This window comes from Tessaracoccus sp. MC1627, assembly GCF_014164725.1.
In the GTDB taxonomy this organism is placed as follows: domain Bacteria; phylum Actinomycetota; class Actinomycetes; order Propionibacteriales; family Propionibacteriaceae; genus Arachnia.
In genome coordinates, this window is the sequence record NZ_JACJGA010000001.1 from 674,450 (window position 1) to 696,937 (window position 22,488).

Consider the following 22,488-nt stretch of genomic DNA (forward strand, 5'->3'; position numbering starts at 1 on the left):
ATCGGAGAAACTCAACCAACCGTGACGATCTCGATCCAGTTGGCGCCGAGGCCCACGTCGTGCCGGGCAATCTCCGTCAGCGCGCCGTCGGCGTCCGGCCGGTAGAGCGCGACCACCCGGTCGATCTCGGAGGCGACGAGCAGGCTGTCATCGGGGAGCACGACGAAGTGCCGCGGCTGCGCCACCACGTCGGAGTGCGCGGTCGCGGCGCCCAGCGTGCCGTCCGCCGCGACATCAACGGCCGTGATCGTGCCGCGCGTGCGCTCGGCGCTGAAGAGGCGCCGCCCATCGGTGCTGAGCCGCAGGTCAGAGCACCAGATGAGGTCCTCCTCGCGGGGCTTGGCGCCGAAGCGGCTGTGCGACAGGCCGCGATCCGTGGGGATGTTGGTCACGACCTCCGCCGCCGTCAGCACGCCGGTGGACGGGTCGCGGTCGTAGCGCAGCGCCTCCCCTGAGTACTCGGTGTTGACGTACAGCGACGTCTGCGCGGCGTCGAAGATCAGGTGCCTGGGGCCGGAGCCCTCGGGGGCGGTCGCCGTCGGGGGATCCAGCGGTGTGAGCGCACCGTCGTCGCCGACGGCGAACTGCGCCACCAGGTCCTCCCGCAGGGAGACGAAGTACGCGAACCTGTCGTCAGCGCTCAGCTGCACGCTGTGCATGTTCTGCCGGGGGATGGGCTCCCCGACGGGGGCGAGAGAGCCGTCCTCGGCAACGCGCCACGCCTCGCCGAGATGGTCGTGGTAGGAGGCGCTGAACAGGAGTCCGCCGTCGGAGGAGAGCGTCAGGTAGACCGAAGCCCCATGGGCGGGGTAGCTGCCCAACGTGGTGAGCGACCCGGAGGGATCCAGCCGGAGGACGGTGACGCCCCTGGGCTCGCTGGTTCCGGCATACACCAGACCGCGGGCGCGGTCCACAGCCAGCGGCAGCCCGGGTGCCACGATCGTGGTGGCCACCTGGGTGAGGGTACCGTCGGCCAGCCGCAGCGTGGAGATGGTGCCGTCCTTGGAGTTCGCGACGAGGGCGAGAAGAGATTCCATGCCGCCAGCCTAGCTTTGGGGCACGGCTCGGTGGCTCTGGTTGGGGAGTGCGGTAGGTGTTCCTCCAGGCAGGGCCTCGGGACCCTGGGGGGCCCAAACTCCGTCATGGAGGAACACCTACCGCGGGTCCCCAGACGGCCTCATCCGTGGCACGGCCCGAGGTGGGACCGGCAGACGGTGGATACACCGTCTCGATCATGAGCGGCCGCGACATCGTGCTCGAATCTGGCACCCGTGACTGGGGCAACCTGGCCTTCTGGGGCGGTAACAACATCGATCTGACCCAGGCGATGGGCCCCGGCCGGATCGTCACGCTGACCCTGCACGCCATCATGGGCGGCAACAACGTGTTCGTCCCCGAGGGGGTGCGCGTGATCGACCAGTCGGTGGCGATCATGGCGGGCAACGACATCAAGCGCCGCGCCCAGGGCGACGGCTCCAACGGCACCCTGGTGCTCAAGGGCTTCCTCTGGTGGGGCGGCAACGATGTCAAGCTTGCCGAGTAGCTGACTCCGCGCAACACGCGAAACGACATCCAGACGGCCGAGAACCCTCGATTGGGGCCCTCCGGTCGCGTTTGGATGTCGTTTGGCGTCATTCCCCTCGGATTGCAAGAAATTTGCAATTTGCTGAAATGTGTGCAACGTCTTTACACGGTCCGACCTCGCCAGTACTGTTCCTCGCAACCGAACACCTCTCCGCGCTGACGCGAGGAGGACGACGAGGGAGTCATCGAGGATGAATCGCATTTCGCGCCTGGCAGCCGTAGGCACGGCACTGGCACTGGCCGTCGGATCACTGTCGCTGGGGCCGGCCGCCCCTGCGCTGGCGGCAACCGGGCCGGTCATCGCCGGCACGTTCCAGAGCGAGGCGGGCTGCGCCGCCGACTGGGACGCCGCCTGCACGAACACAGCCCTGACCGATCCCGACGGCGACGGCATCTTCACCGGCACGTTTGCCGTCCCGGCGGGGGAGCAGAAGTTCAAGGTCGCCCTCGACGGCGGCTGGGAGCAGACCTTCGGTCCGAACAACGACCCCGCCGGCAACGCGATCATCCGCCCCGCCGCCGAGACCGAGCTCACCTTCTCCTTCGACTCGGCCACCAAGCGCATCGGCGTCTCCGCCCCGCTCACCGAGACTGGCGTCTCAGTTGAAGGCGACGCCGCCATCGCGCGGCCCGCCGTCCGCCAGGGTGAGGTGGAGAACTTCTACTTCGTGCTGACCGACCGCTTCGCCAACGGCGACCCCTCCAACGACACCGGCGGCATCGAGGGCACCCGCCTCGAGCACGGCTTCGACCCCACCCACAACGGTTACTACCACGGTGGCGACATCCGCGGGCTCATCGACGAGATCGACTACATCCAGGGCCTCGGCACCACCGCCATCTGGCTCACCCCGTCGTTCACCAACCAGCCCGTGCAGGGCTCCGGCGACGACGTCACCGCGGGCTACCATGGCTACTGGATCACCGACTTCACCACCATCGACCCGCACCTGGGCGGCAACGAGGCGCTCACGGAGCTGACGACCGCGGCCCACGCGCGCGGGATGAAGGTGTACTTCGACATCATCACCAACCACACCGCAGACGGCATCGCCTACGAAGAGGGCCAGTACAGCTACATCGACACCGCCACCGAGCCCTACCGCGACGCCGCCGGAAACGTGATCGACATCGACGAGCTCGCCACCTCCGAGACCTGGCCCGCCCTCAGCCCCACTGAGTCCTTCCCCTACACCCCGGTGGCGAACCCGGAGGTCACCAAGACCCCGAACTGGCTGAACGACGTCACGCTCTACCACAACCGCGGCAACTCCACCTGGAACGGCGAATCGGTCACCCAGGGCGACTTCGACGGCCTCGACGACCTCATGACCGAGCACCCCACTGTGGTCGACGGCATGGTCGACATCTACAAGGCGTGGATGGACATGGGCGTCGACGGCTTCCGCATCGACACCGTCAAGCACGTCAACTTCGAGTTCTGGCAGCAGTGGACCAAGGAGATCAAGGCCCACGCCGACGACTCCAACCCCGACTTCTTCACCTTCGGTGAGGTCTACGACGCCGACCCGGCCCTGCTGGCACCCTACGTCCGCGAGACCGAGATGGACGCCACGCTCGACTTCGCCTTCCAGCGCCAGGCCGAGAACTTCGCCAAGGGGTTCACCACCAAGGGCCTGTCCAACCTCTTCACCGCCGACGACCTCTACCTGACCGCCGACACCTCGGCCGCCACCCTGCCCACCTTCGTCGGCAACCACGACATGGGCCGCATCGGCTACCTCCTGCGCGATTCCGACCGTAAGGAGGACCGCTCCCTGCTGGCCCACCAGCTCATGTACCTCACCCGCGGCCAGCCCGTGGTCTACTACGGAGACGAGCAGGGCTTCGCCGGCATCGGCAACGACAAGTCCGCACGTCAGGACATGTTCGCCACCCAGGTCACCGAGTACGCCACTCAGCCGCTGCTGAACGGCACCACAGCAGGGGCCGTCGACCGTCACGACACCGACGCCCGCCTCTACTCCGAGATCGCCGAGCTCGCCAGCCTCCGCGAGGCCCACCCGGCGCTCGCAGACGGCGCGCAGATCGAGCTGCACGCCACCGACGGCGCGGGCCTCTACGCCTTCAGCCGCGTGGACCGCGAGCAGAAGATCGAGTACGTCGTCGCGCTCAACAACACCGCCTCCACCCAGACCGCCGAGGTGACCACGCTCACCCCGTCCGCCGACTACACCCCGGTCTACGGCGGCACCGCCGTCACCGCCACCGCCGACGGCGCGGCCACCATCAGCGTGCCGGCCCTCTCGGCCGTCGTGCTGAAGGCCGACCGCACCGTGGCCGCCGGCGCCGGCGTGCCCACCGTCGACCTGGTCGACGGCGCCAGCCTGGCCGGCGACACCGCGCCGATCAGCGCCACCATCGCCGACAACCGCTGGGCCGAGACCACCTTCGCCCTCCGCGAGCTCGGCGCCACCGACTGGCAGACCGCCGGCGTGGCCGAGGACGACACCCCGCGCGTCTTCGCCGACGTCTCGGCCGCCCCCACCGGCACCCTCCTCGAGGTGCGCGCGGTGACGGTCGACGCCACCGGCACCGTCGGCGGCGACTCGGCTCTGGCCGTCGTCGGCCAGGACCTGTCCCTGAGCGGCACCGCCACGGAGGAGCCCGGTGGCCTGACCATCACCGTCTCCGGCTCGCTCAACGCCGCCATGGGCTGCACCGACAACTGGCAGCCCTCCTGCGACAAGGCCCGACTGGCCCTCGACGCGGGATCCGGCCTCTACGTCGGCGCCTGGACCCTGCCCGCCGGCAGCTACGAGTGGAAGGTGGCCTACAACGGCTCGTGGGACGAGAACTACGGAGCCGGGGGCACCCCCAACGGCAGCAACCTCACCCTCGAGGCCAACGGCACCGAGGTGACGTTCTTCCACAACCCAGACACCAAGCAGTCCTGGGCGGTCCACACCGACGGCATCGTGACGCTGCCCGGCTCCTGGCAGGTGGCCCTCGGCTGCAGCGGAGACTGGCAGCCCGAGTGCCTCGCCACCGCGATGCAGCCCAACGGCGACGGCACCTGGACCTTCTCCACCGACCAGCTCCCCGCTGGCACCTACGAACTGAAGGTGGCCGTCGGCCGGAGCTGGGACGAGAACTACGGCGTGGGCGGGGCCGCCGGGGGCTCCAACTACTCTGTCACCGTCAACCCGGGCGAGACGCTCACCGCAACCTACGACGAGACCACCCACGAGCTCACCTTCGAGCAGACCAACCCGCCGCTGGCCGGCGCTGGTCAGTTCTGGGCGCAGTGGCTGACCCCGACCACCATCGCCTGGCCGCGCACGCTCGTCTCGGGCGACCCGGCCGGCCTGACCTACCAGCTGCACCACTCCGCCGACGGCTCGGTGGGCACCGACGGCACCGGCGGCGAGGACATCGCCCTCACCTACGCAGGGAATCTGCCTGCCGAGCTGGCCGAGCAGTACCCGCACCTGAACGCCTACGTGGCGCTCACCGTCGCCCCGGCCGACGCGGCCAAGGCCGCCGAGATACTCAAGGGCGAGGTGCTGGTCAGCGCCGCCAACGGTGAGGCCCTGAAGGCCATCACCGGCGTCCAGATCCCCGGCGTGCTCGACTCCCTCTACGGCGATGCACTGACCGACGCCGAGCTCGGCCCGGTCTGGAACGGCGACGCCCTGAGCCTCGGCGTCTGGGCCCCCACCGCCCAAAGCGTGTCGCTGCTGCGATGGCCGGCCGACGGCTCCGGCGAACCGGCCACCGTCGCGGCCACCCGCGCCGACGACGGCTCCTGGTCCGTCACCGGAGACCGCACGTGGGAGGACGCCCAGTACCTGTGGTCGATCGACGTCTACGTGCCCAGCCTCGACGAGGTGGTCACCAACCAGGTGACCGACCCCTACTCGCTGGCCCTCACCCTCAACTCGAAGCGCTCCGTCGTCGTTGACCTCGACAACCCGGAACTCGCGCCCGAGCAGTGGGCCACCACCGAGCGGCCGACGGTGCTCAACGATGCGTCCCGCGCGATCTGGGAGCTCCACGTCCGTGACTTCTCGATCACCGACGAGACCGTCCCGGCCAGCGACCGCGGCACGTACAAGGCGTTCACCCACGCCCAGTCCGACGGCATGCAGCACCTCGCGGAGCTGTCCGAGGCCGGCATCGACACCGTGCACCTGCTGCCCACCTTCGACATCGCCACCATCGAGGAGGATCGCACCAAGCAGAAGGTCGCCGACATCCCCGACGCCGGCCCGGCCTCCGAGGAACAGCAGGCCGCCGTCGCCGTCGTCAAGGACGAGGACGCCTTCAACTGGGGCTACGACCCGTACCACTACACGACACCGGAGGGCTCCTACGCCACCGACGCCAGCCAGGAGGGCGGCGCCCGCAGCTACGAGTTCCGCCAGATGGTGGGTGCGCTGCACGCCACCGGCCTGCAGGTGGTACTCGACGAGGTGTACAACCACACCGCGCAGTCGGGCCAGTCGGAGAAGTCGGTGCTCGACAAGGTCGTGCCCGGCTACTACCACCGCCTGAGCCCGAGCGGCACCGTCGAGACCTCGACCTGCTGCGAGAACGTGGCCACCGAGCACGCCGCGGCCGAGAAGCTGATGGTGGATTCCGTGGTGACGTGGGCCAGGGACTACAAGGTGGACGGCTTCCGCTTCGACCTCATGGGCCACCACTCCCGCGCCAATCTGGAGGCCATCCGCGCGGCCCTCGACGAGCTGACGCTCGAGGCCGACGGTGTCGACGGCGAGTCGATCTACCTCTACGGCGAGGGCTGGAACTTCGGTGAGGTGGCCGACAACGCCCGGTTCTACCAGGCCACGCAGGGCCAGCTCGACGGCACCGGCATCGGCGCGTTCAACGACCGGTTGCGCGACGCCGTCCACGGCGGCGGACCGTTCGATGAGGACCACCGCGTGCACCAGGGCTTCGGCACCGGGCTCTACACCGATCCGAACGGCCTCAACCCGGCCACCCCGGAGCAGCAGCACGCCTCGTTGCAGCACGCTACCGATCTGATCCGCATCGGCATGGCCGGCAACCTCGAGGACTACACCTTCGAGGCCTCCGACGGCACGGTCAAGCGCGGCGACCAGCTCGACTACAACGGCGCGCCCGCGGGCTACGCGACGATGCCGCAGGAGTCGGTCAACTACGTCGACGCCCACGACAACGAGACGCTCTACGATCTCGGCGTCATGAAGCTGCCCGTCGACACGACGATGGCGGACCGGGTGCGCATGAACACGGTCTCGCTGGCCACCGTGACGCTCGGCCAGTCGCCGTCGTTCTGGCACGCCGGCACCGAGATCCTGCGCTCGAAGAGCCTCGACCGTGACTCCTACAACTCCGGCGACCACTTCAACCAGGTGGACTGGAGCCTGACGGAGAACACCTTCGGCTCCGGACTGCCCGGCGCCGAGAAGAACAGCGACAAATGGCCCATCATGAAGCCGCTGCTGGAGAACCCGGACCTGAAGCCCGATACGGCCGCGATGACCGGAGCTAAGGCCCAGGCCCTCGACCTCCTGCGCCTGCGGAAGTCCACCCCGCTGCTGACCCTCGGCTCGGCCGAGCTGGTCAAGGAGCGGGTGACGTTCCCGGGGTCGGGCGGCACCGCGGTGCCGGGCCTGGTCCTGATGGCCGTTGCCGACAAGGGCTTCGCCGCCGACGTCGACCCTGCACTGGACGGTGCGCTGGTGGCGATCAACGCGACGCCCGAGGCGATCACGGTCGCGGTGCCCGAGGTGGCCGACTGGAACCTCACCCTGAGCGAGATCCAGGCGGACGGCTCCGACGACGTGGTCAAGGCCACGCGCTTCGTCGACGGCCAGCTCACCATCCCGGCCCGCACCGCTGCCCTGCTGGTGGTGAAGACGCCCGACACCACGGCGCCGTCGATCACCCAGCTGGGTGCGCAGACGGGCAAGGTCGGGGCTGCGTTCGCGGTCCAGGTCGAGGCCACGGATGAGTCGCTGCCGCTGAGCTACGAGTTCTCCGGGGTGCCCGGGCTCACCATCGATATGGCGACCGGCCTCATCTCCGGCACCCCGACGACGGTCGGCACGTTCACGGCGACCGTCACGGTCACGGACGCGGCGGGCAACTCGGCGACGATGTCGTTCGAGATGACGGTCGAGAAGGCGAAGGGCAAGCCGACGAAGCCCGGCAAGCCCGAGAAGCCGGGTAGGCCGGAGAAGCCGGGTAAGCCCGAGAAGCCGGGTAAGCCGGAGAAGCCGGGTAAGCCCGACAAGCCGGGTAAGCCGGAGAAGCCGGGTAAGCCCGGCAAGGGCAGGTGGTTCGAGGGAGACACGATCGCCTGACCGGGTTCCTGAGGGGGCCGCCGTGCGAGGTACGAGCCGGCGCCCCACGAAGGACGCGTGACCCGACCCCCGAACTGTGGACCGTCAACGGCCTGTGGTTCGGGGGTCGACGCCGTTCCACGCTGGGTGAGCCGGTCCTTGCTGGGTGAGCCGGCCGCGAGCGCTCTGCGCGAGGGCCGTGTCGAAGCCGTCCAGAACTGGGACCCTGCGTTCTTCTAGCTATCCGTCGCGCTCTGCATATATCTGCGGAGCGTGACGTATGGCTAGAAGAATGCAGAAGCAATCTCCGTGGACTAATCGCGGGGCTCGGTCGGTCTGTGGTTCGGGGGTCGACGCCGTCCCTGGCGCGGGTGTGCGCGTCTGCTGCGGAGTCGCTCGGTGTGGGGCCTGCCGGCGGCTTCTAGCGTCGTCGACCCCCGAACCACAGCCCGACTCGTGCAGTGCCTCGCTGGGTGAGCCCGGCCTTCGCTGGGTGAGCCCGGCCCCGCGCGAGGTACGAGCGCCGGCCGGTGTCGAAGCCATCCTGCGCCCGGTTCGTGGACTTGTGGTCGGGTCCTTGGGGAGCCAGACCGGTTTCGACACCGCGTTCGCCTAGCGGCTCACGGCGGGCTCAACCAGGCGGTCGGCTCAACCAGCGGTGCCTCCCGCCTGGTCAGGAACCCTTGCCCCGCTGCTGCTCGACCCGGAAGTTGACGATCTTGGTCACCAGCTCGCGGGGGAGCGGCTTGTCGAGCGGGAACTGGATCGCGCCCTTGCTGTGCTTGAGGCCGAGGGCCTTGACGTCGTCGACGAAGGTGGCCACGCCGTCGGATCCGGGGTAGAGCCCGACGTGGTTCTTGCCGGCGGCGAAGTGCACGAGGTTGCCGTGCAGCTTGTACGTGGGCATCGACCAGGAGATCGCCTCGGTGGCGTCGGGGGCGAGCTCGACGATGAGGGCGCGCAACTCGTCCATGAGCTGGCGGTGTTCGCCGTCGTACTCGGTGAGGTAGTCATCAATGACGGACATGCCCCAACACTAGATCCACGCGCCGACCCGCGGGTGGCCATGGATTCTCCACTTCGGCCCACGGATGGAAATTGCGTGCATATGATCGTGACTAGGCATTTCACCGAGCGGTGGGTGCCGCAGTAGTCCCACGTGTAAGGAGCAACAATGTTCGACGAGCAGGACTTCAATTCATTCATCGACGCCACGGTCTAGGACCGCGACGGGGAGAAGGTCGGCCGGGTCGGCCAACTCTTCCTCGACGAGGAGACGGGCGCCCCCAGCTGGGTCGCCGTCCACACCGGCCTCTTCGGGCTGTCCGAGAGCCTGGTCCCCATTGACGAATCGACCACGGTCGTCGACGGCCGCATCGACGTGCCCTACGAGAAGGCCGTCATCAAGGACGCGCCCCGCGTCGACACCGACACCGTCCTCGACGAGGCTGACGAAGAACGCCTCTACGGGCACTATGGCCGCGCCTACTCGCCGGTCGGCGGCGACGTCGACCAGGCCCACCGCCTCGGTGACGACGACGGGCGGCTCGACGACCGCGACGTCCGAGTCGACGACCGGATCGCCTACGGCGACGAGACCGACCTGCGCGTCCAGGAGGACCTGGACCTGCAGGCCGCCGAACGCGACCGCCAGGTGGCGGAGAACGTCCGCGCCGACGGCGTGCTGTCCGGCGACCGCGCGGCCGACGGCTGGACCGAGGGTCGCGACGCCCGCGTCAGCGACACCGACGACTGGTCCCCCGGCCACGAGAACCGCAACCCGGGCGACGTGGTTGACGATCGTGTCCGCACGGGCGACGTCGTCGACGACGGCAGCGCCTTCCGCGGCGACGTCAAGGACTACGGCCGCGAGCACATCGGCGACGACCGTCCGCTGGACGAGCGCGTCGGGATCGAGGATTCGATCGACGAGCGCCGTCGTCGCCTCCGCCGCTACAACCGCCCGGCCCTCTGATCGGGTATCCGGCTGAACCGGCGAGGGGCGGTGGGCACGACGGTGTCCACCGCCCCTCGTCGGCTTCCGGGGTCGGCGATGCCCGACGAGACCGCGCCGTCGACCTAGCCGCCGAGCGCCTCGACGCCTGCGCCGAACCACAGGTGAGCCGCGCGGGCTCGGCCGCCCCTATCGCGACCCGCACCGTATGCATCGCCCCCTCGGCGACGACCTCCACCACGGCGGCCTCCCGACCCCGCCGCACCACGTGCGTCGCGACGTCGTCGATGCCGGTCAGCCCGAGCCGACGGCGCACCTCGGCCTCGGCGGCCTGCGCGACCCAGGGTCGGGTCGAGCGGCCACGGTAGAAGTCGAGCGAGAGGTGCCCATCGAGCAGCCGCGACACCGCCTCGACCCCCTCGGCCGGCTCCAGCCTGCCGAAGCAGTGCCCGCCCGGGAGCGCCAGCAGGTTCGCGGAGAAGCGGTCGCCGCCGAGGTGCGACGACTCCCACACCTCCTCCGGCCATCGTTCGGCCAGCGCAGCGGCGAGCGGGCGGCCCCGCTCCGCGCAGCACGCGTCGTGGCGCCCGTGCGTGCACACCAACAGCAGGGGCCGGCCGTGCGGGGTGAGGCCGATCCCGTCAGGGGAGTCGACGCCCGCCAGATCGAGGGCGGCGACCCCATCCAGCGAATCGAGCAGCGTCGTCTCGCACCAGCCGTGGGCGGCGTTGACGACGAACACGCGGCGCGGGCCGTCGGGGGAGCGACCCGGGCGCCGGATCAGCAGCGGCCGGACGCCGAGCCGGGCCTCCCAGTCGCGGCACGCCTCGAGCGCGGGAACGGGGAGTCGACGGCAGTTCAGCACGGCCGGGCCCCACGGCCCAGGCTCCTCGATCAGCAGGTAGCGCGACACCGTCGACGCCGACGCCACCAGCGATTCACCGCGTTCGCGGCTGGCGGTCGAGCACCGGAAGCTGCGGTCGGGCGGCGGCTCGGCCACCGTGATGTCCAACCGCAGCCCCGTCGGAGGCGCGGATCCCGTGCCCTCGCTCACTGCACGACTTCCAGGAATCCCTCGCGCACCAGGCGCCGGGCGAGCACGAGCGAACCCGCCTCGTCGAGCCCCTCGATGTCCCCGGCCGGGAAGTCGCCGTCGCGCCCGGCGAGGCCCTCGACCACGCCCTTGATCCGCGACGGCACGGCCACGAGCCGGTCGCCGAGCAGCAACTCGACGGTGTCTCCCGCGTCGCGCAGCGTCATGCTGGAGCCGGGCCGACGACGGATCCGGGTGCCCGCGTCGATCGAGTCCACCGCGAGGCGGTCGAGCAACCCGCCGCCGAGCACCGGCTGGCGGCCGGTGGCGAAGCTGGTCTCGAAGCGACGCAACACGCCGTCGACATCCGCACCGGTCAGCGCCGCGGCGACCTCCTCCACCTTGGCCCGCAGCGCCTCCGCCAGCGCGTGCTTGTCGTGGAACAGTTCGGCCGGGAGGGCGCCGTCGAGGTCCTTCGACGCCAGCACGGGATCGATGACTTTCTGCACCAGGTCGCGCCACACGTAGCGGTTGATGCCGACGGTGACGTGCAGTGACGCCGTCGCCTGCGTCCGCGCCATGTGCGGCGTGCCGGTGGGCAGGTACATCGAGGTTCCCGGCGTCATCATCACCTGGTGCGCGCCTGCGTCGTCGTGCACCTCCCACTCCTTGGCGCCGTAGGTCTGGAAGACGATGACGTCGTGGGAATCAGAGTGCAGCGCGAAGCCCTGCGAACCGGGCGGGGTGAGGTAGGCGTTGGCCTGGCAGGGGTGCGCTCGGGAGATCGCCGCCAGGTGACGGCAGCTCCGACACTAGTCAGGGCCGGATCACCGCGCAGGGTTTTGATCGCCGATCCGAACGGGAATAACCCTGAACCTTCCAGGGTTGAGTCTAGTGAACTCAACTTAAACCTTGAGCGTGCACGACTCATGTGCTTAACTTGAGTCAACAACGCTCAACCATGTCACCAACACTGGAGGAAACACTCATGGCCCGTGCAGTAGGCATCGACCTCGGCACCACCAACTCTGTCGTCGCCGTCCTGGAGGGCGGCGAGCCCACCGTCATCCCCAACGCGGAGGGCGCCCGCACCACCCCGTCCGTGGTGGCCTTCTCGACCTCCGGCGAGGTCCTCGTCGGTGAGGTCGCCAAGCGTCAGGCGGTCACCAACGTGGACCGCACCATCCGCTCCGTCAAGCGCCATATGGGCACCGACTGGAAGAAGACCCTCGACGACAAGGACTACCGTCCCCAGCAGATCAGCGCCTTCGTGCTGCAGAAGCTGAAGCGCGACGCGGAGGCCTACCTCGGTGAGTCCGTCACCAACGCCGTCATCACCGTCCCCGCGTACTTCGGCGACGCCGAGCGCCAGGCCACCAAGGAGGCCGGCGAGATTGCGGGCCTGGTGGTGGACCGCATCATCAACGAGCCCACCGCCGCGGCCCTGGCCTACGGTCTGGACAAGGGTGACACGGAGCAGGCTGTCCTGGTCTTCGACCTCGGCGGCGGCACCTTCGACGTCTCCCTGCTGGAGATCGAGGGCGGCGTGTTCGAGGTCAAGGCCACCAAGGGCGATCCTCGCCTCGGTGGCGACGACTGGGACGCCGTCGTGATGGACTGGCTGGCGACGCAGTTCAAGAACAAGCACGGCGTGGACCTGTCCAAGGACAAGATGGCCCGCCAGCGCCTGCAGGAGGCCGCCGAGCGCGCGAAGATCGAGCTGAGCTCGGCGTCTGAGACCTCCATCAACCTGCCCTACATCACGGCCTCCGCCGAGGGCCCGCTGCACCTGGACGAGAAGCTCACGCGCTCCGAGTTCCAGCGCATGACCCAGCATCTCCTGGACCGCTGCCGCGCCCCGTTCAACGCGGTGATCTCGGACGCCAAGACCTCCGTGGACAAGATCGACACCGTCCTGCTCGTCGGCGGCTCCACCCGTATGCCCGCCGTCGTGGACATGGTCAAGGAACTCACCGGCGGCAAGGAGCCGAACAAGGGCGTCAACCCCGACGAGGTCGTCGCGCTCGGCGCGTCGCTCCAGGCCGGCGTGCTCAAGGGCGAGGTCAAGGACGTGCTGCTCCTCGACGTCACCCCGCTGAGCCTCGGCATCGAGACCAAGGGCGGCGTGATGACCAAGATCATCGAGCGCAACACCACGATCCCGATCAAGCGCTCCGAGGTGTTCACCACCGCCGAGGACAACCAGCCCGCCGTGATGATCCAGGTGTACCAGGGTGAGCGCGAGTTCGCCCGCGACAACAAGAGCCTCGGCAACTTCGAGCTCACCGGCCTGCTCCCGGCTCCCCGCTCGGTCCCGCAGATCGAGGTGACCTTCGACATCGACGCCAACGGCATCGTGCACGTGGGCGCCAAGGACCTGGCCACCGGCAAGGAACAGTCGATGACGGTCACCGGCGGCTCCGCGCTCGCCAAGGACGACATCGACCGCATGGTGCGAGACGCCGAGTCCCACGCCGAGGAGGATCGCAAGCGCCGCGAGGCCGTCGACATGCGCAACGAGGGCGACGCCCTGGTGTTCCGCACGGAGAAGCTTTTGGCCGAGCACGCCGATACCATCGGTGAAGACGTCAAGGCTCCGGTTGTGGAGGCCACCGAGGCGCTCAAGGAGGCCCTGAAGGGTGAGGACAACGATGTGGTGAAGGCCGCGATCGATGATCTCAACACGAAGGCCGCCTCGATGGGCCAGGCCATCTACTCCGCTGCCCAGGCGAAGCAGGCTCAGGAGTCGGCCGCGGCCGATGACTCCTCCGAGTCCGCTCAGGGTGACGACGACGTGGTGGATGCCGAGATCGTCGATGAGGAGAAGGACAACAAGTGACCGATTCGCAGTTCGTTCCGGACGGCGAGGCTGTGGGTGAGGGCGTCGAGGAGACGCCCTCACCCGAGGCCGTTGAGCCGGCGGAGGGCCTGGAGCTCCTGGAGGCCGTAGACAAGGTGGCCGAGCTCGAGGCGCTCGTCGCCGAGCGGACCCTGGATCTTCAGCGGGTCGCCGCAGAGTACGTCAACTACAAGAAGCGGGTGGACCGTGACCGCGACCTGGCCCGCCAGGCGGGCATCGAGGCCGTGGTCAACGACCTGATGCCGGTCCTGGACCACATCGAATTGGCCAGGCAACATGAGAACCTCGAGGGCGGCTTCAAGATGATCGCCGACGAGTTGGCGAAGGTGGCCGCGAAGCACGGGCTCACCGTCTTCGGCGCGGTCGGTGAGGCCTTCGACCCGAACCTCCACGAGGCGCTGATGGCGGTCCCCATGGAGGAACCGGTCGAGGTGGTCACCATCTCGCAGGTCATGCAGCAGGGCTACCTGCTGGGCAGCCGGGTTGTGCGGCCCGCGCGCGTCGCGGTCGCCAACCCCTGATCCACGCACGAGCGGAAAGGAGATGAACGACTAATGAGCACGAAGGACTGGCTCGAAAAGGACTACTACAAGGTCCTCGGCGTCTCCAAGAGCGCGAGTGCCGATGAGATCAAGAAGGCGTTCCGTCAGATCGCCAAGGACAACCACCCGGATCAGAACCCGGACAACCACGCCGCACTGGCGCGCTTCAAGGAGGCGTCGGAGGCAAACGCCATCCTGAGCGACACCGAGAAGCGCAAGGAGTACGACGAGGCCCGCAGCCTCTTCGGGGGCGGGTTCAAGTTCACCCGCCCCGGCCCGGGCGGCTCGCCGGGGTTCGAGGACCTGATCCGCAACGCCCAGGCCGGAGGCCAGGGAAACGCGGGCCTGGGCGACATCTTCGGTGGCCTGTTCGGGCAGACGGGTGCCACCCGTCGCGCCACCCAGCGGGGTCCGCGCCGCGGTGCGGACATCGAGGGGGACGTGACCATCACGTTCGAGCAGGCCGTCGAGGGCGCGACGGTGACCATGCGCACCATCTCGGACCAGCCGTGCCCGTCGTGCCGGGGGACCGGGGCGAAGGCCGGCTCGCTGCCGCGGGTCTGCCCGCGGTGCGAGGGGTCCGGGATGCAGTCCTCCCAGGCGGGCGGCGTGTTCCACATGAGCGAGCCCTGCACCGAGTGCCTCGGCCGCGGCCTGATCGTCGAGGACCCGTGCCCGGACTGCGAGGGCTCCGGCCGCGGACGGTCAGCCAAGACCATGCAGGTGCGGATCCCCGCGGGCGTGGCAGATGGGCAGCGGATCAGGCTCAAGGGTAAGGGCGCGGCCGGCGAGAACGGCGGCGCCTCCGGCGACCTCTACGTCTCAGTGAAGGTCACCCCACATCGGCTGTTCGGCCGGAGCGGCAACAACCTCACCCTCGAAGTCCCCGTCACGTTCACCGAGGCCTCCCTCGGCGCGGAGATCACCATCCCCACGCTGAGCGGGCCCAACGTGAAGCTGCGGGTCCCGCCGTCGACCCCCAACGGGCGCACCATGCGGGTACGCGGCAAGGGGGCCCGGAAGTCGGACGGCACCATGGGTGACCTGCTGGTGACGCTCAACGTGCAGGTCCCCGAAGGCCTGACCGAGGAGGCCAAGCGGGCGCTGCTCGAGTACGCCGAGAAGGCCCACGAGTCCAACCCGCGGGCCTCCCTGTTCGGCGGGTGAGTGGGATGACGAGCCTGCCCCAACTCTTCGACGTGGACGCGGCCGTCTTCCCGGTGTCCGTGGCGGCGTCGCTGGCGGACATGCACGCCCAGACGCTTCGCGGCTACGACCGGCTGGGCCTGGTCGTGCCTCAGCGCGCCCGGGGCCGCGGCCGCCGCTACTCTCTCCGCGACGTGGCCAAGCTGCGTCACGTGCAGCAGCTCAGCCAGGTGGAGGGGATCAACCTCGAGGGCATCCGCCGCATCCTGGCGCTGGAGGCCGAGGTGGAAGGTCTGCGGGATCAAGTGGACCGCCTGAGCGACACGATCCGCCGCCTCCAGTCCCACGAGGCGGCGATGCGCGTGTTCACGGCGGAATCCTCCGGCGCGGTCCACGCGGGACGGTTCCGCCCCGTCCGGCGGCTCGCGCTGCCGGCCTCCGAGAACGAATAGGCCCAGGCCGGACCAGGGTCGGCTCCGGGCACAATTCAGGGCCTTCACCCCTGTGGCGACGGCGTCACTGGGGGCACACTGGAAGACGACGCCGGGCGATGCGCCCGGAGAGAAGGAAGAACCATCATGACTGAGCACGAGCACGACGCCACCCCCACGGCCAACTTCGTGGACGCCGAGGACGCGAAGGATTTCGAGGCCGAGCACGAGCAGGTGGTCGAGTCTGAGCAGCCTGAGAAGGTCTCCCCCGAGAACCTGGGAGACAACCTCGTCAAGGTGGCCACCGAGGCCGCGTACGCCGCCGTCGGTTTCGCCGGTTTCGTGGGCGACAGGGCCAAGACGTTCTACGAGGAGCAGCAGCGCCAGTACGTGGCCTCGCACCCCGACACGGACAGCAGCGAGGGCGCCAAGGCGTTCCTGGCGCAGATGCGCGAGCAGGTCAACAAGTTCGTCGATGAGCTCACCAAGGGGTACCGCGACATGGCTGAGCGCGGCCGCGGGGAGGCCCGCCACGCCGACGCTGAGAAGCCCGGCGAGCCCGAGGCGCCCGTCGAGCAGCCTGGACCGCCCGCCTCCTAGACTGCTGGCATGTCCGACGAGCTGTTTCCCCACAGGCGCCTCAGGGCCGGTGACGCGGACCGCGACGCGGTGCTCAACGTCCTTCAACGAGCGCACGCCGCCGGTCGGCTCACCGTCGAGGAGCTGGGGGAGCGGCAGGACGCCGCCCTCCTGGCACGGTTCACCGACGAGTTCCCCCGGCTCGTCGCGGACCTGCCGGAGGGCGGCGAGCTCGCCGTCGGCCAGACGACGCTGTCGCCGCGGCCCCACCCCTTGCCAGCTGCTGTCGAGGGGGCGCATCCTTCCCTCACCATCCTGACGGGCAGAGAGGTCGACGTCGCGCCCGGCACCACCCTGTACCGCAACTTCGCGTGGTGGGGCGGCGACACCATCCACCTGGACGACGTGATGGGGCCGGGTGTGGTGCTCACGATGGAGCTGTCTGCGGTGATGGCCGGCCACGACATCTTCGTGCCGGCCGGCGTCCGGGTGATCGACGAGTCCATCGCCATCATGGCCGGCAACGACGTCGAGTCCGGGGCGAGGGGCGACGGATCCAACGGCACGCTCATCCTCAAGGGGTTCCTGTTCTGGGCGGGCAACGACGTGAAGCTGTCGTCCGGCCGCTAGCGATCCTCGTCCCCGTTGTTCACAGTGACCGTTGAGATTGCCTGTCAGCTCCAGTGACGACCCTTCGAGACGGGGCCACGCCGCTTCGCGGGCGGCCCTCCTCAGGGATCGGAAGCAAAGCGGTCGCGCCGCTTCGCGAGGCGACCGCAGGACGTCTCGAAGGGTTGAAAACCCGCGGCGAGACACAGGGGCGGGGGGCGGAAGGGCGGCACTGCGCAGCGGTGCCCAACCCGACGATCACCCCACCGGCGTCCCGCTCAAGCAGACCCGACCCCAGCGCCGCCCTTCCGGCCCGCGCCCGGGACGAGACCACGCCACAGGGAGGACGAGTGCGGGGAGACGCGAGGCTATGCCCGGGCGGCCTTCACAATCCGACCACCGACCCGGCTGACCGGCACATCGAGACCCTGGGCAACGGCCGCCCGGGCATCGACTCACGGCTCACCGCACCTGACCACAAGATCGGCGTGAAGGTGGTAGTCACGACCCTTCGAGACGGCACCCGTGCCTTCGGCGGCGCGCCTCCTCAGGGAGCGAAGGGGACGGCCCACGCCGCTCCGCGGGCGGCCCTCCTCAGGGAGCGAGTGAGGGCGGCCCCCTCAGGGAGCGAAGGGGCCGGCCTTCCTGATGCTCATTAAGCAAGACGCCCTTTGCGTAATGCTCAGGTTAGGTTACCCTTACTCGCGTGAGCATCTCGACCCTGCTGGAGAAGGCACAGTCCCGGATCGCCAAGGCGACCGACCGGGGCGCTATGGCCCCCATGCCGGAATCGGCCGGGCATCGGCTGATCGAGGCCGAAGTGGTGGCCGTCGGATCCCCAGCCGCCTCCGTCCGGCGCATCACCCTCCATGCGGAGGGCTTCGTCGGGCTGGGTTTCGCGGGCGCCGACGAGTACTTCGGGCTCCTGATGCCCGGCCCCTCGGGCCGCCTGGTGCTGCCGGACCCTGACCGCCTCAACATCCGCGCCGCCGTCGCCGAGATCCCGCAGGAGGATCGGCCTGTTTTGCGCTGGTACACCGTGCGCCGCCACGATCCTGTGACGGGCACCCTGGATGTCGACATCGTCACGCACGGCACCGCGGGGCCTGGCTCGGCGTGGGCGCTGTCCGCAGCGGCGGGGGACCGCGTCGGATTCCGCCAGTGCGGCGCGCTGTTCCTCCCTGGCGACGCCTCGCGCCTGTGCTTCGTCGTCGACGAGACGGCCGCGCCTGGCCTGTGCGCCATCCTGGAGTCGCGCGACCTGGACCCGGACTGCCGCCTCATCGTCGAGGCCTCAGACCCGGCCCACCTGACCCCGCTGCCGTGGCACCCCGGTCTGACCGTGGTGAGCCGCGACGGCGCGGCCCCGGGCGAGCGCGCTCTCGCGCTGCTGCGCGAGCTCGACGCGGAAGCGTTCGACTACTTTTATCTGTGCGGGGAGAGCGACCTTGCCTCCTCGTGCCGCCGCTACCTCGTCTCTGAGCGCGGCGTCGACAGGCACACCGTCCTGTTCTCCGGCTACTGGAAGCTCGGCCAGGCACGCGTCTGACCGGCCCTACCCTCAAGGAAGCCCGATATGCCCCTCTTGTCCCGCGTTGCGGGCGCGGTTGCCGCCGTGCTCGCGCTCAGCGCCTGCTCCACCGGCCCCTCCGCCACGACCGACGGCGCCACCTCGTCGGCCACCGGCTCAGACTCAGCCTCGACGGCGAGCGACGCCTTCCCCGTCACCGTCACCCACGCCCTGGGGGAGACGGTCATCGAGGCCGAGCCCACCCGCGTCGCCACCATCGGCTGGACGGATCACGAGACGCTGGTCTCGCTGGGTGTCGTCCCCGTGGGTGCGGTGGAGATCACCTGGGGCGGCAACGCCGACGGCTCCACGGACTGGTTCGATGCGGCCGTGGCCGAGCTCGGCGGCGAGCAGCCCACCCGCTACGACGACTCGGCCGGCGCCCCGATCGAGGAGATCGTCGCGCTTGAGCCGGACCTGATCCTGGCCACGAACTCCGGTCTCACGCAGGAGGAGTACGACACTCTGAGCAAGGTGGCGCCCGTGGTCGCCTACCCCGAGGCACCCTGGTCCACCTCGTGGCAGGACTCGTTGGAGCTCGTCGGCGAGGCGGTGGGCCGCAGCGACAGGGCCGCCGAGGTTGAGGCCGAGACCAGCGCTCTGCTCGAGGACGCCGGGGCGGAGTACCCGGAGATCGCCGGGACGAGCGCGGCGTGGCTGTGGTTCGCGGCCGCCGACTACTCCAAGTTCGGCGTCTACACCGCCACCGACGCCCGCCCGCGGTTCCTCGACGCTGTCGGCTTCGACACCCCCGCCGTCGTCACCGAGCTCAGCGACGACGCCCCCGGCCAATTCTCGGTCGACGTCTCGGCGGAGCGCGCCTCGGAGTTCGACGCGGACGTGATCGTGTTCTACGTCGACGATTCGGTCAAGCTGGAGGACCTGCAGGCCGCCCCCCTGATCCAAGACCTGCCGGCGCTGAAGAGCGGGGCCTACGTGGCCTCGGGCGATCCGCAGCTGGCTCTGCCGCTGTCCAGCCCCACCCCGCTGAGCATCCCCGTCGCGGTGGAGAAGTTCCTGCCGCTGCTGGCGGAGGCCGCCGCCAAGGTCCAGTGACGCTGACCCGGGCGGCCGGCGGCCTCATCGCCGTCGGTTGCCTGGCGGTGGGTGTGATGGCCTCCTTCGCGCTCGGCTCGGTGCGCGTGCCGGTGGGCGACGTCGTGGCGTTCCTCACCGGCGGCGACCCGGCGACCGCCACGATCCTCGCCGCCCGCGTGGACCGCACCCTCGTCGGTGTGGTCTGCGGGGCGGCTCTCGCGTTGTCCGGGGCCATCCTCCAGGGGGTGACCCGCAACCCGCTGGCGGATCCTGGACTGCTCGGGATCAACGCGGGTGCGGCGCTGGCGGTCGCGCTGGGCGTCGTCACGGGCGTGGGTGCCTCGCAGGGCACGGTGGTCGGGCTCAGCCTCCTGGGGGCGGGCGCGGCCGCCGTCTTCGTCGCGCTGCTCAGCCGCGGCCGCAACGACCCGGTTCTGCTCGTCCTCCTCGGGGCCGCCGTCACGGCCGCGTGCCTCAGCGCAGTGTCCGCCGTCACCATCCGCAACCAGGCGGCGCTGGAGGTGATGCGGTTCTGGCAGGTGGGCTCCATCGGGGGTCGCGGCCTGCCGCTGCTGCTGCCATCCCTGCCCGTTCTCCTCGCCGGTGCCGGGTTGACGGTGTGGGCCGGTAGCACGCTCAACACGCTCGCCGTGGGCGACGAGCTGGCCACCGCGCTCGGGACCCGCCTCGGCCGGACGAGGGCCGTGCTCACCACCGGCGCGGTGCTGCTCGCGGCCGGCTCGGTGGCCGTCGTCGGCCCCATCGGGTTCGTGGGGCTCGTGGTGCCGCACGTAGTCCGGCTCCTGATGGGGCCCGACTACCGCGTCGTGATCGCCGGCTCCCTGGTGCTGGGCCCGGTGCTGCTGCTGACCGCCGACATCATCGGCCGCATGGTGATGCCCCCCGCGGAAATCTCCGCGGGCCTGGTGGTGCTCCTGCTGGGAGCCCCGGTGCTGGTGGCGCTGGTCCGCAGGTCGGTGCACGCATGAGCGCCGCCTCACTCCTCGCCGCGACGGTGCGCCGCCGTCGGCTCGTCCTGGCCGGTGCCGTCGTGGTAGTGGTCGGGCTGTTCCTCGCCCGGGCGCTGCTGGGCGACTACCAGATCGCCGCCGTCGACGCGGTGCGGATCCTGCTGGGCGCCGACCTGGGCCCGGCGAGCTTCATCTTCCTGGAGACCAAGCTGCCCATCGCGCTCGTCGCGCTCGCCTCGGGGATGGCGCTGGGCGGCTCCGGCGCGGCGTTCCAGTCCATGCTGCGCAACCCCCTGGCGAGCCCCGACGTGATGGGCGTGACGCTCGGCGCCAGCGCCGCCGCCATCACCAGTCTGGTCGTGTTCGGGCTCAGCGGCGCCCAGGTCACCGCCGCGGCCTTCGCCGGCGGGCTCACGGTGGCGGTGGGGATCTTCGCGCTCTCCGGCGGCGCCCATTCGGCGTCGAACCGGATCATCCTCATCGGCCTCGGGCTGGCGTTCGCGCTGCAGGCGGTCATCCACTGGGTGCTCATCCGCGGCAGCGTCTACCAGGCCCGCGACGCGATGAGGTGGCTCGGCGGCAGCCTGAGCGGAGTGAACTGGGACGGGGTGGGCCGGATCTGGGCCGCTGTCGCGGTGGGTCTGCCGCTGCTGCTGATGCTCGGCCGTCCGCTTCGGCTGATCGAGGTGGGCGACGATCTGGCCGGTGGGCTGGGCGTGCGGGTGTCGCGGGTGCGGCTCGCGGTGCTGCTGGTAGTGGTGCTGCTCACTGCGGCGGCGACGTCGGTGGCGGGGCCGATCGCCTTCGTCGGCCTGCTCGCCGGGCCCATCGCGCGCCGGCTCAACGCGGGGCGCTCGTCGTTGCCGTTGGCGGCGCTCGTCGGGGCGGTGGTCGTCCTCGGGGCGGACCTGCTGGGCGATGCGCGATGGCCGTGGGGGCCCCTGCCGGTGGGGATCATCACCGGGCTTCTCGGGGCGCCCATGCTGGTGGCGCTGCTGCTGCGTTCAACCTCGGAGGAGGAGATCCATGGGTGAGCTGATCGCGCGCTCGGTGACGCTGGGCTACGGTGAGCGTGTCGTCGCGCGGGACCTGGACGTGGAGGTGCCCGCCGGGCGGATCACGAGCATCGTCGGCCCCAACGGCTGCGGGAAGTCCACGCTGCTACGCGGGTTCAGCCGGCTGCTGGAGCCGTCGTCGGGGCAGATCCTCCTCGACGGCGACGACGTGGCCACGCTGCCGGCCCGGGAGCTGGCGCGCCGGCTGGGGTTGCTGCCGCAGTCGCCGATCACGCCGGAGGCGATGACGGTCGCGGAACTGGTGGGTCTGGGGCGTCACCCGCACCGGGGGATGCTGGGTGGATGGTCGCGGGCGGATCAGGAGGCCGTCGACGAGGCCCTGGAGATGACCCGGACGGCGGAGCTGGCGGGGCGACGCGTGGATCAGCTGTCGGGCGGGCAGCGGCAGCGGGTCTGGATCGCCACAGTCCTGGCGCAGCGCACCGCGACCCTGCTGCTCGACGAGCCCATCTCGTTCCTCGACATCGCGCGGGCGGTCGAGGTACTGGACCTCGTCGTCGACCTCAACCGGCAACGCGGGACGACGGTGGTGATGGTGCTGCACGACCTCAACCTGGCGGCGCGCTACAGCGACCGGTTGATAGCGATGCGCGAGGGCGCGATTGTCGCGGCGGGGGCGCCGTCTGAGGTGGTCACGGAGGAGATGGTGAGCGACGTCTTCGGCGTGCCCAGCCGGGTGATCCCGGACCCCGTCTCGGGCACCCCCCTGGTGGTCCCGGTCGGCCGCCACCACGTCAGCCCTCCACCTCCTGGGTGAGGGGCGACGAGCATAGCGACGACCCCTTCCGTTGGCTGAGGAGCG

The 22,488-nt window shown here is 70.0% G+C and carries 17 protein-coding genes and 1 pseudogene; 14 read left to right on the top strand and 4 right to left on the bottom strand.

The window, feature by feature from the left end:
• Positions 1–11 precede the first annotated feature (11 nt).
• The gene (locus H5399_RS02975) at positions 12–1,037 is read right to left on the bottom strand and encodes a beta-propeller fold lactonase family protein (RefSeq protein WP_182781520.1); all 1,026 of its coding nucleotides are present in this window, start codon (positions 1,035–1,037) and stop codon (positions 12–14) included.
• Between the two features lie 197 nt (positions 1,038–1,234).
• On the opposite strand from H5399_RS02975, the gene H5399_RS02980 reads away from it, so the two are divergent.
• Together H5399_RS02980 and pulA are read left to right on the top strand one after the other, a co-directional pair.
• Positions 1,235–1,543: a hypothetical protein gene (locus H5399_RS02980; RefSeq protein ID WP_182781521.1), complete on the top strand. Its 309-nt coding sequence runs from the start codon at positions 1,235–1,237 to the stop codon at positions 1,541–1,543.
• Between the two features lie 232 nt (positions 1,544–1,775).
• Positions 1,776–7,898: a pullulanase-type alpha-1,6-glucosidase gene (gene pulA / locus H5399_RS02985; RefSeq protein WP_220490737.1), complete on the top strand. Its 6,123-nt coding sequence runs from the start codon at positions 1,776–1,778 to the stop codon at positions 7,896–7,898.
• 652 nt (positions 7,899–8,550) lie between these two features.
• On the opposite strand, the gene H5399_RS03000 is transcribed toward pulA, so the two are convergent.
• Complete coding sequence (locus H5399_RS03000; protein WP_182781522.1) at positions 8,551–8,904, bottom strand: iron chaperone; 354 nt, start codon at positions 8,902–8,904, stop codon at positions 8,551–8,553.
• A 207-nt stretch (positions 8,905–9,111) separates the two neighbouring features.
• On the opposite strand from H5399_RS03000, the pseudogene H5399_RS18425 reads away from it, so the two are divergent.
• A pseudogene (locus H5399_RS18425) lies at positions 9,112–9,261 on the top strand (photosystem reaction center subunit H); the annotation flags it as partial.
• A 469-nt stretch (positions 9,262–9,730) separates the two neighbouring features.
• Here H5399_RS18425 and H5399_RS18430 read toward each other — a convergent pair.
• Positions 9,731–10,885: a sucrase ferredoxin gene (locus H5399_RS18430; protein WP_182781523.1), complete on the bottom strand. Its 1,155-nt coding sequence runs from the start codon at positions 10,883–10,885 to the stop codon at positions 9,731–9,733.
• Entirely contained in the window at positions 10,882–11,658 is a 777-nt protein-coding gene (locus tag H5399_RS03015; RefSeq protein ID WP_182781916.1) for a JmjC domain-containing protein, read from the bottom strand. Before H5399_RS03015 ends, H5399_RS18430 begins: the two co-directional genes overlap by 4 nt.
• 194 nt (positions 11,659–11,852) lie before the next feature.
• Between H5399_RS03015 and dnaK the strand changes: the two genes are divergently transcribed.
• The 11 genes from dnaK to H5399_RS03070 all read left to right on the top strand — a co-directional run bounded on the left by dnaK (position 11,853) and on the right by H5399_RS03070 (position 22,443).
• On the top strand, positions 11,853–13,703 hold the full coding sequence (dnaK, locus tag H5399_RS03020) for a molecular chaperone DnaK (protein WP_182781524.1): 1,851 nt from the start codon (positions 11,853–11,855) through the stop codon (positions 13,701–13,703).
• Positions 13,700–14,245: a nucleotide exchange factor GrpE gene (locus H5399_RS03025; RefSeq protein WP_182781525.1), complete on the top strand. Its 546-nt coding sequence runs from the start codon at positions 13,700–13,702 to the stop codon at positions 14,243–14,245. Before dnaK ends, H5399_RS03025 begins: the two co-directional genes overlap by 4 nt.
• 33 nt (positions 14,246–14,278) lie before the next feature.
• Complete coding sequence (gene dnaJ / locus H5399_RS03030; protein WP_182781526.1) at positions 14,279–15,433, top strand: molecular chaperone DnaJ; 1,155 nt, start codon at positions 14,279–14,281, stop codon at positions 15,431–15,433.
• 5 nt (positions 15,434–15,438) lie between these two features.
• Positions 15,439–15,864: a heat shock protein transcriptional repressor HspR gene (locus H5399_RS03035; protein WP_182781527.1), complete on the top strand. Its 426-nt coding sequence runs from the start codon at positions 15,439–15,441 to the stop codon at positions 15,862–15,864.
• A gap of 126 nt (positions 15,865–15,990) precedes the next feature.
• Positions 15,991–16,443 (top strand): hypothetical protein, encoded by a 453-nt coding sequence (locus H5399_RS03040; RefSeq protein WP_182781528.1) that lies wholly within the window; start codon positions 15,991–15,993, stop codon positions 16,441–16,443.
• 9 nt (positions 16,444–16,452) lie between these two features.
• A complete protein-coding gene (locus H5399_RS03045) occupies positions 16,453–17,052 on the top strand; it encodes a DUF1707 domain-containing protein (protein ID WP_182781529.1) in 600 nt (199 codons plus the stop codon).
• A gap of 685 nt (positions 17,053–17,737) precedes the next feature.
• Positions 17,738–18,580: a siderophore-interacting protein gene (locus H5399_RS03050; RefSeq protein ID WP_182781530.1), complete on the top strand. Its 843-nt coding sequence runs from the start codon at positions 17,738–17,740 to the stop codon at positions 18,578–18,580.
• Positions 18,581–18,607: 27 nt separating this feature from the next.
• Entirely contained in the window at positions 18,608–19,657 is a 1,050-nt protein-coding gene (locus tag H5399_RS03055) for an iron-siderophore ABC transporter substrate-binding protein (protein ID WP_182781531.1), read from the top strand.
• Positions 19,654–20,628, top strand: a complete 975-nt coding sequence (locus H5399_RS03060) for an iron ABC transporter permease (RefSeq protein WP_220490740.1) — start codon at positions 19,654–19,656, stop codon at positions 20,626–20,628. Before H5399_RS03055 ends, H5399_RS03060 begins: the two co-directional genes overlap by 4 nt.
• Positions 20,625–21,644: an iron chelate uptake ABC transporter family permease subunit gene (locus tag H5399_RS03065; protein ID WP_182781532.1), complete on the top strand. Its 1,020-nt coding sequence runs from the start codon at positions 20,625–20,627 to the stop codon at positions 21,642–21,644. The genes H5399_RS03060 and H5399_RS03065 overlap by 4 nt, the downstream gene beginning before the upstream one ends.
• Positions 21,637–22,443, top strand: coding sequence for an ABC transporter ATP-binding protein (locus tag H5399_RS03070; protein ID WP_182781533.1), 807 nt, complete (start codon positions 21,637–21,639; stop codon positions 22,441–22,443). The genes H5399_RS03065 and H5399_RS03070 overlap by 8 nt, the downstream gene beginning before the upstream one ends.
• Positions 22,444–22,488: the final 45 nt, after the last annotated feature.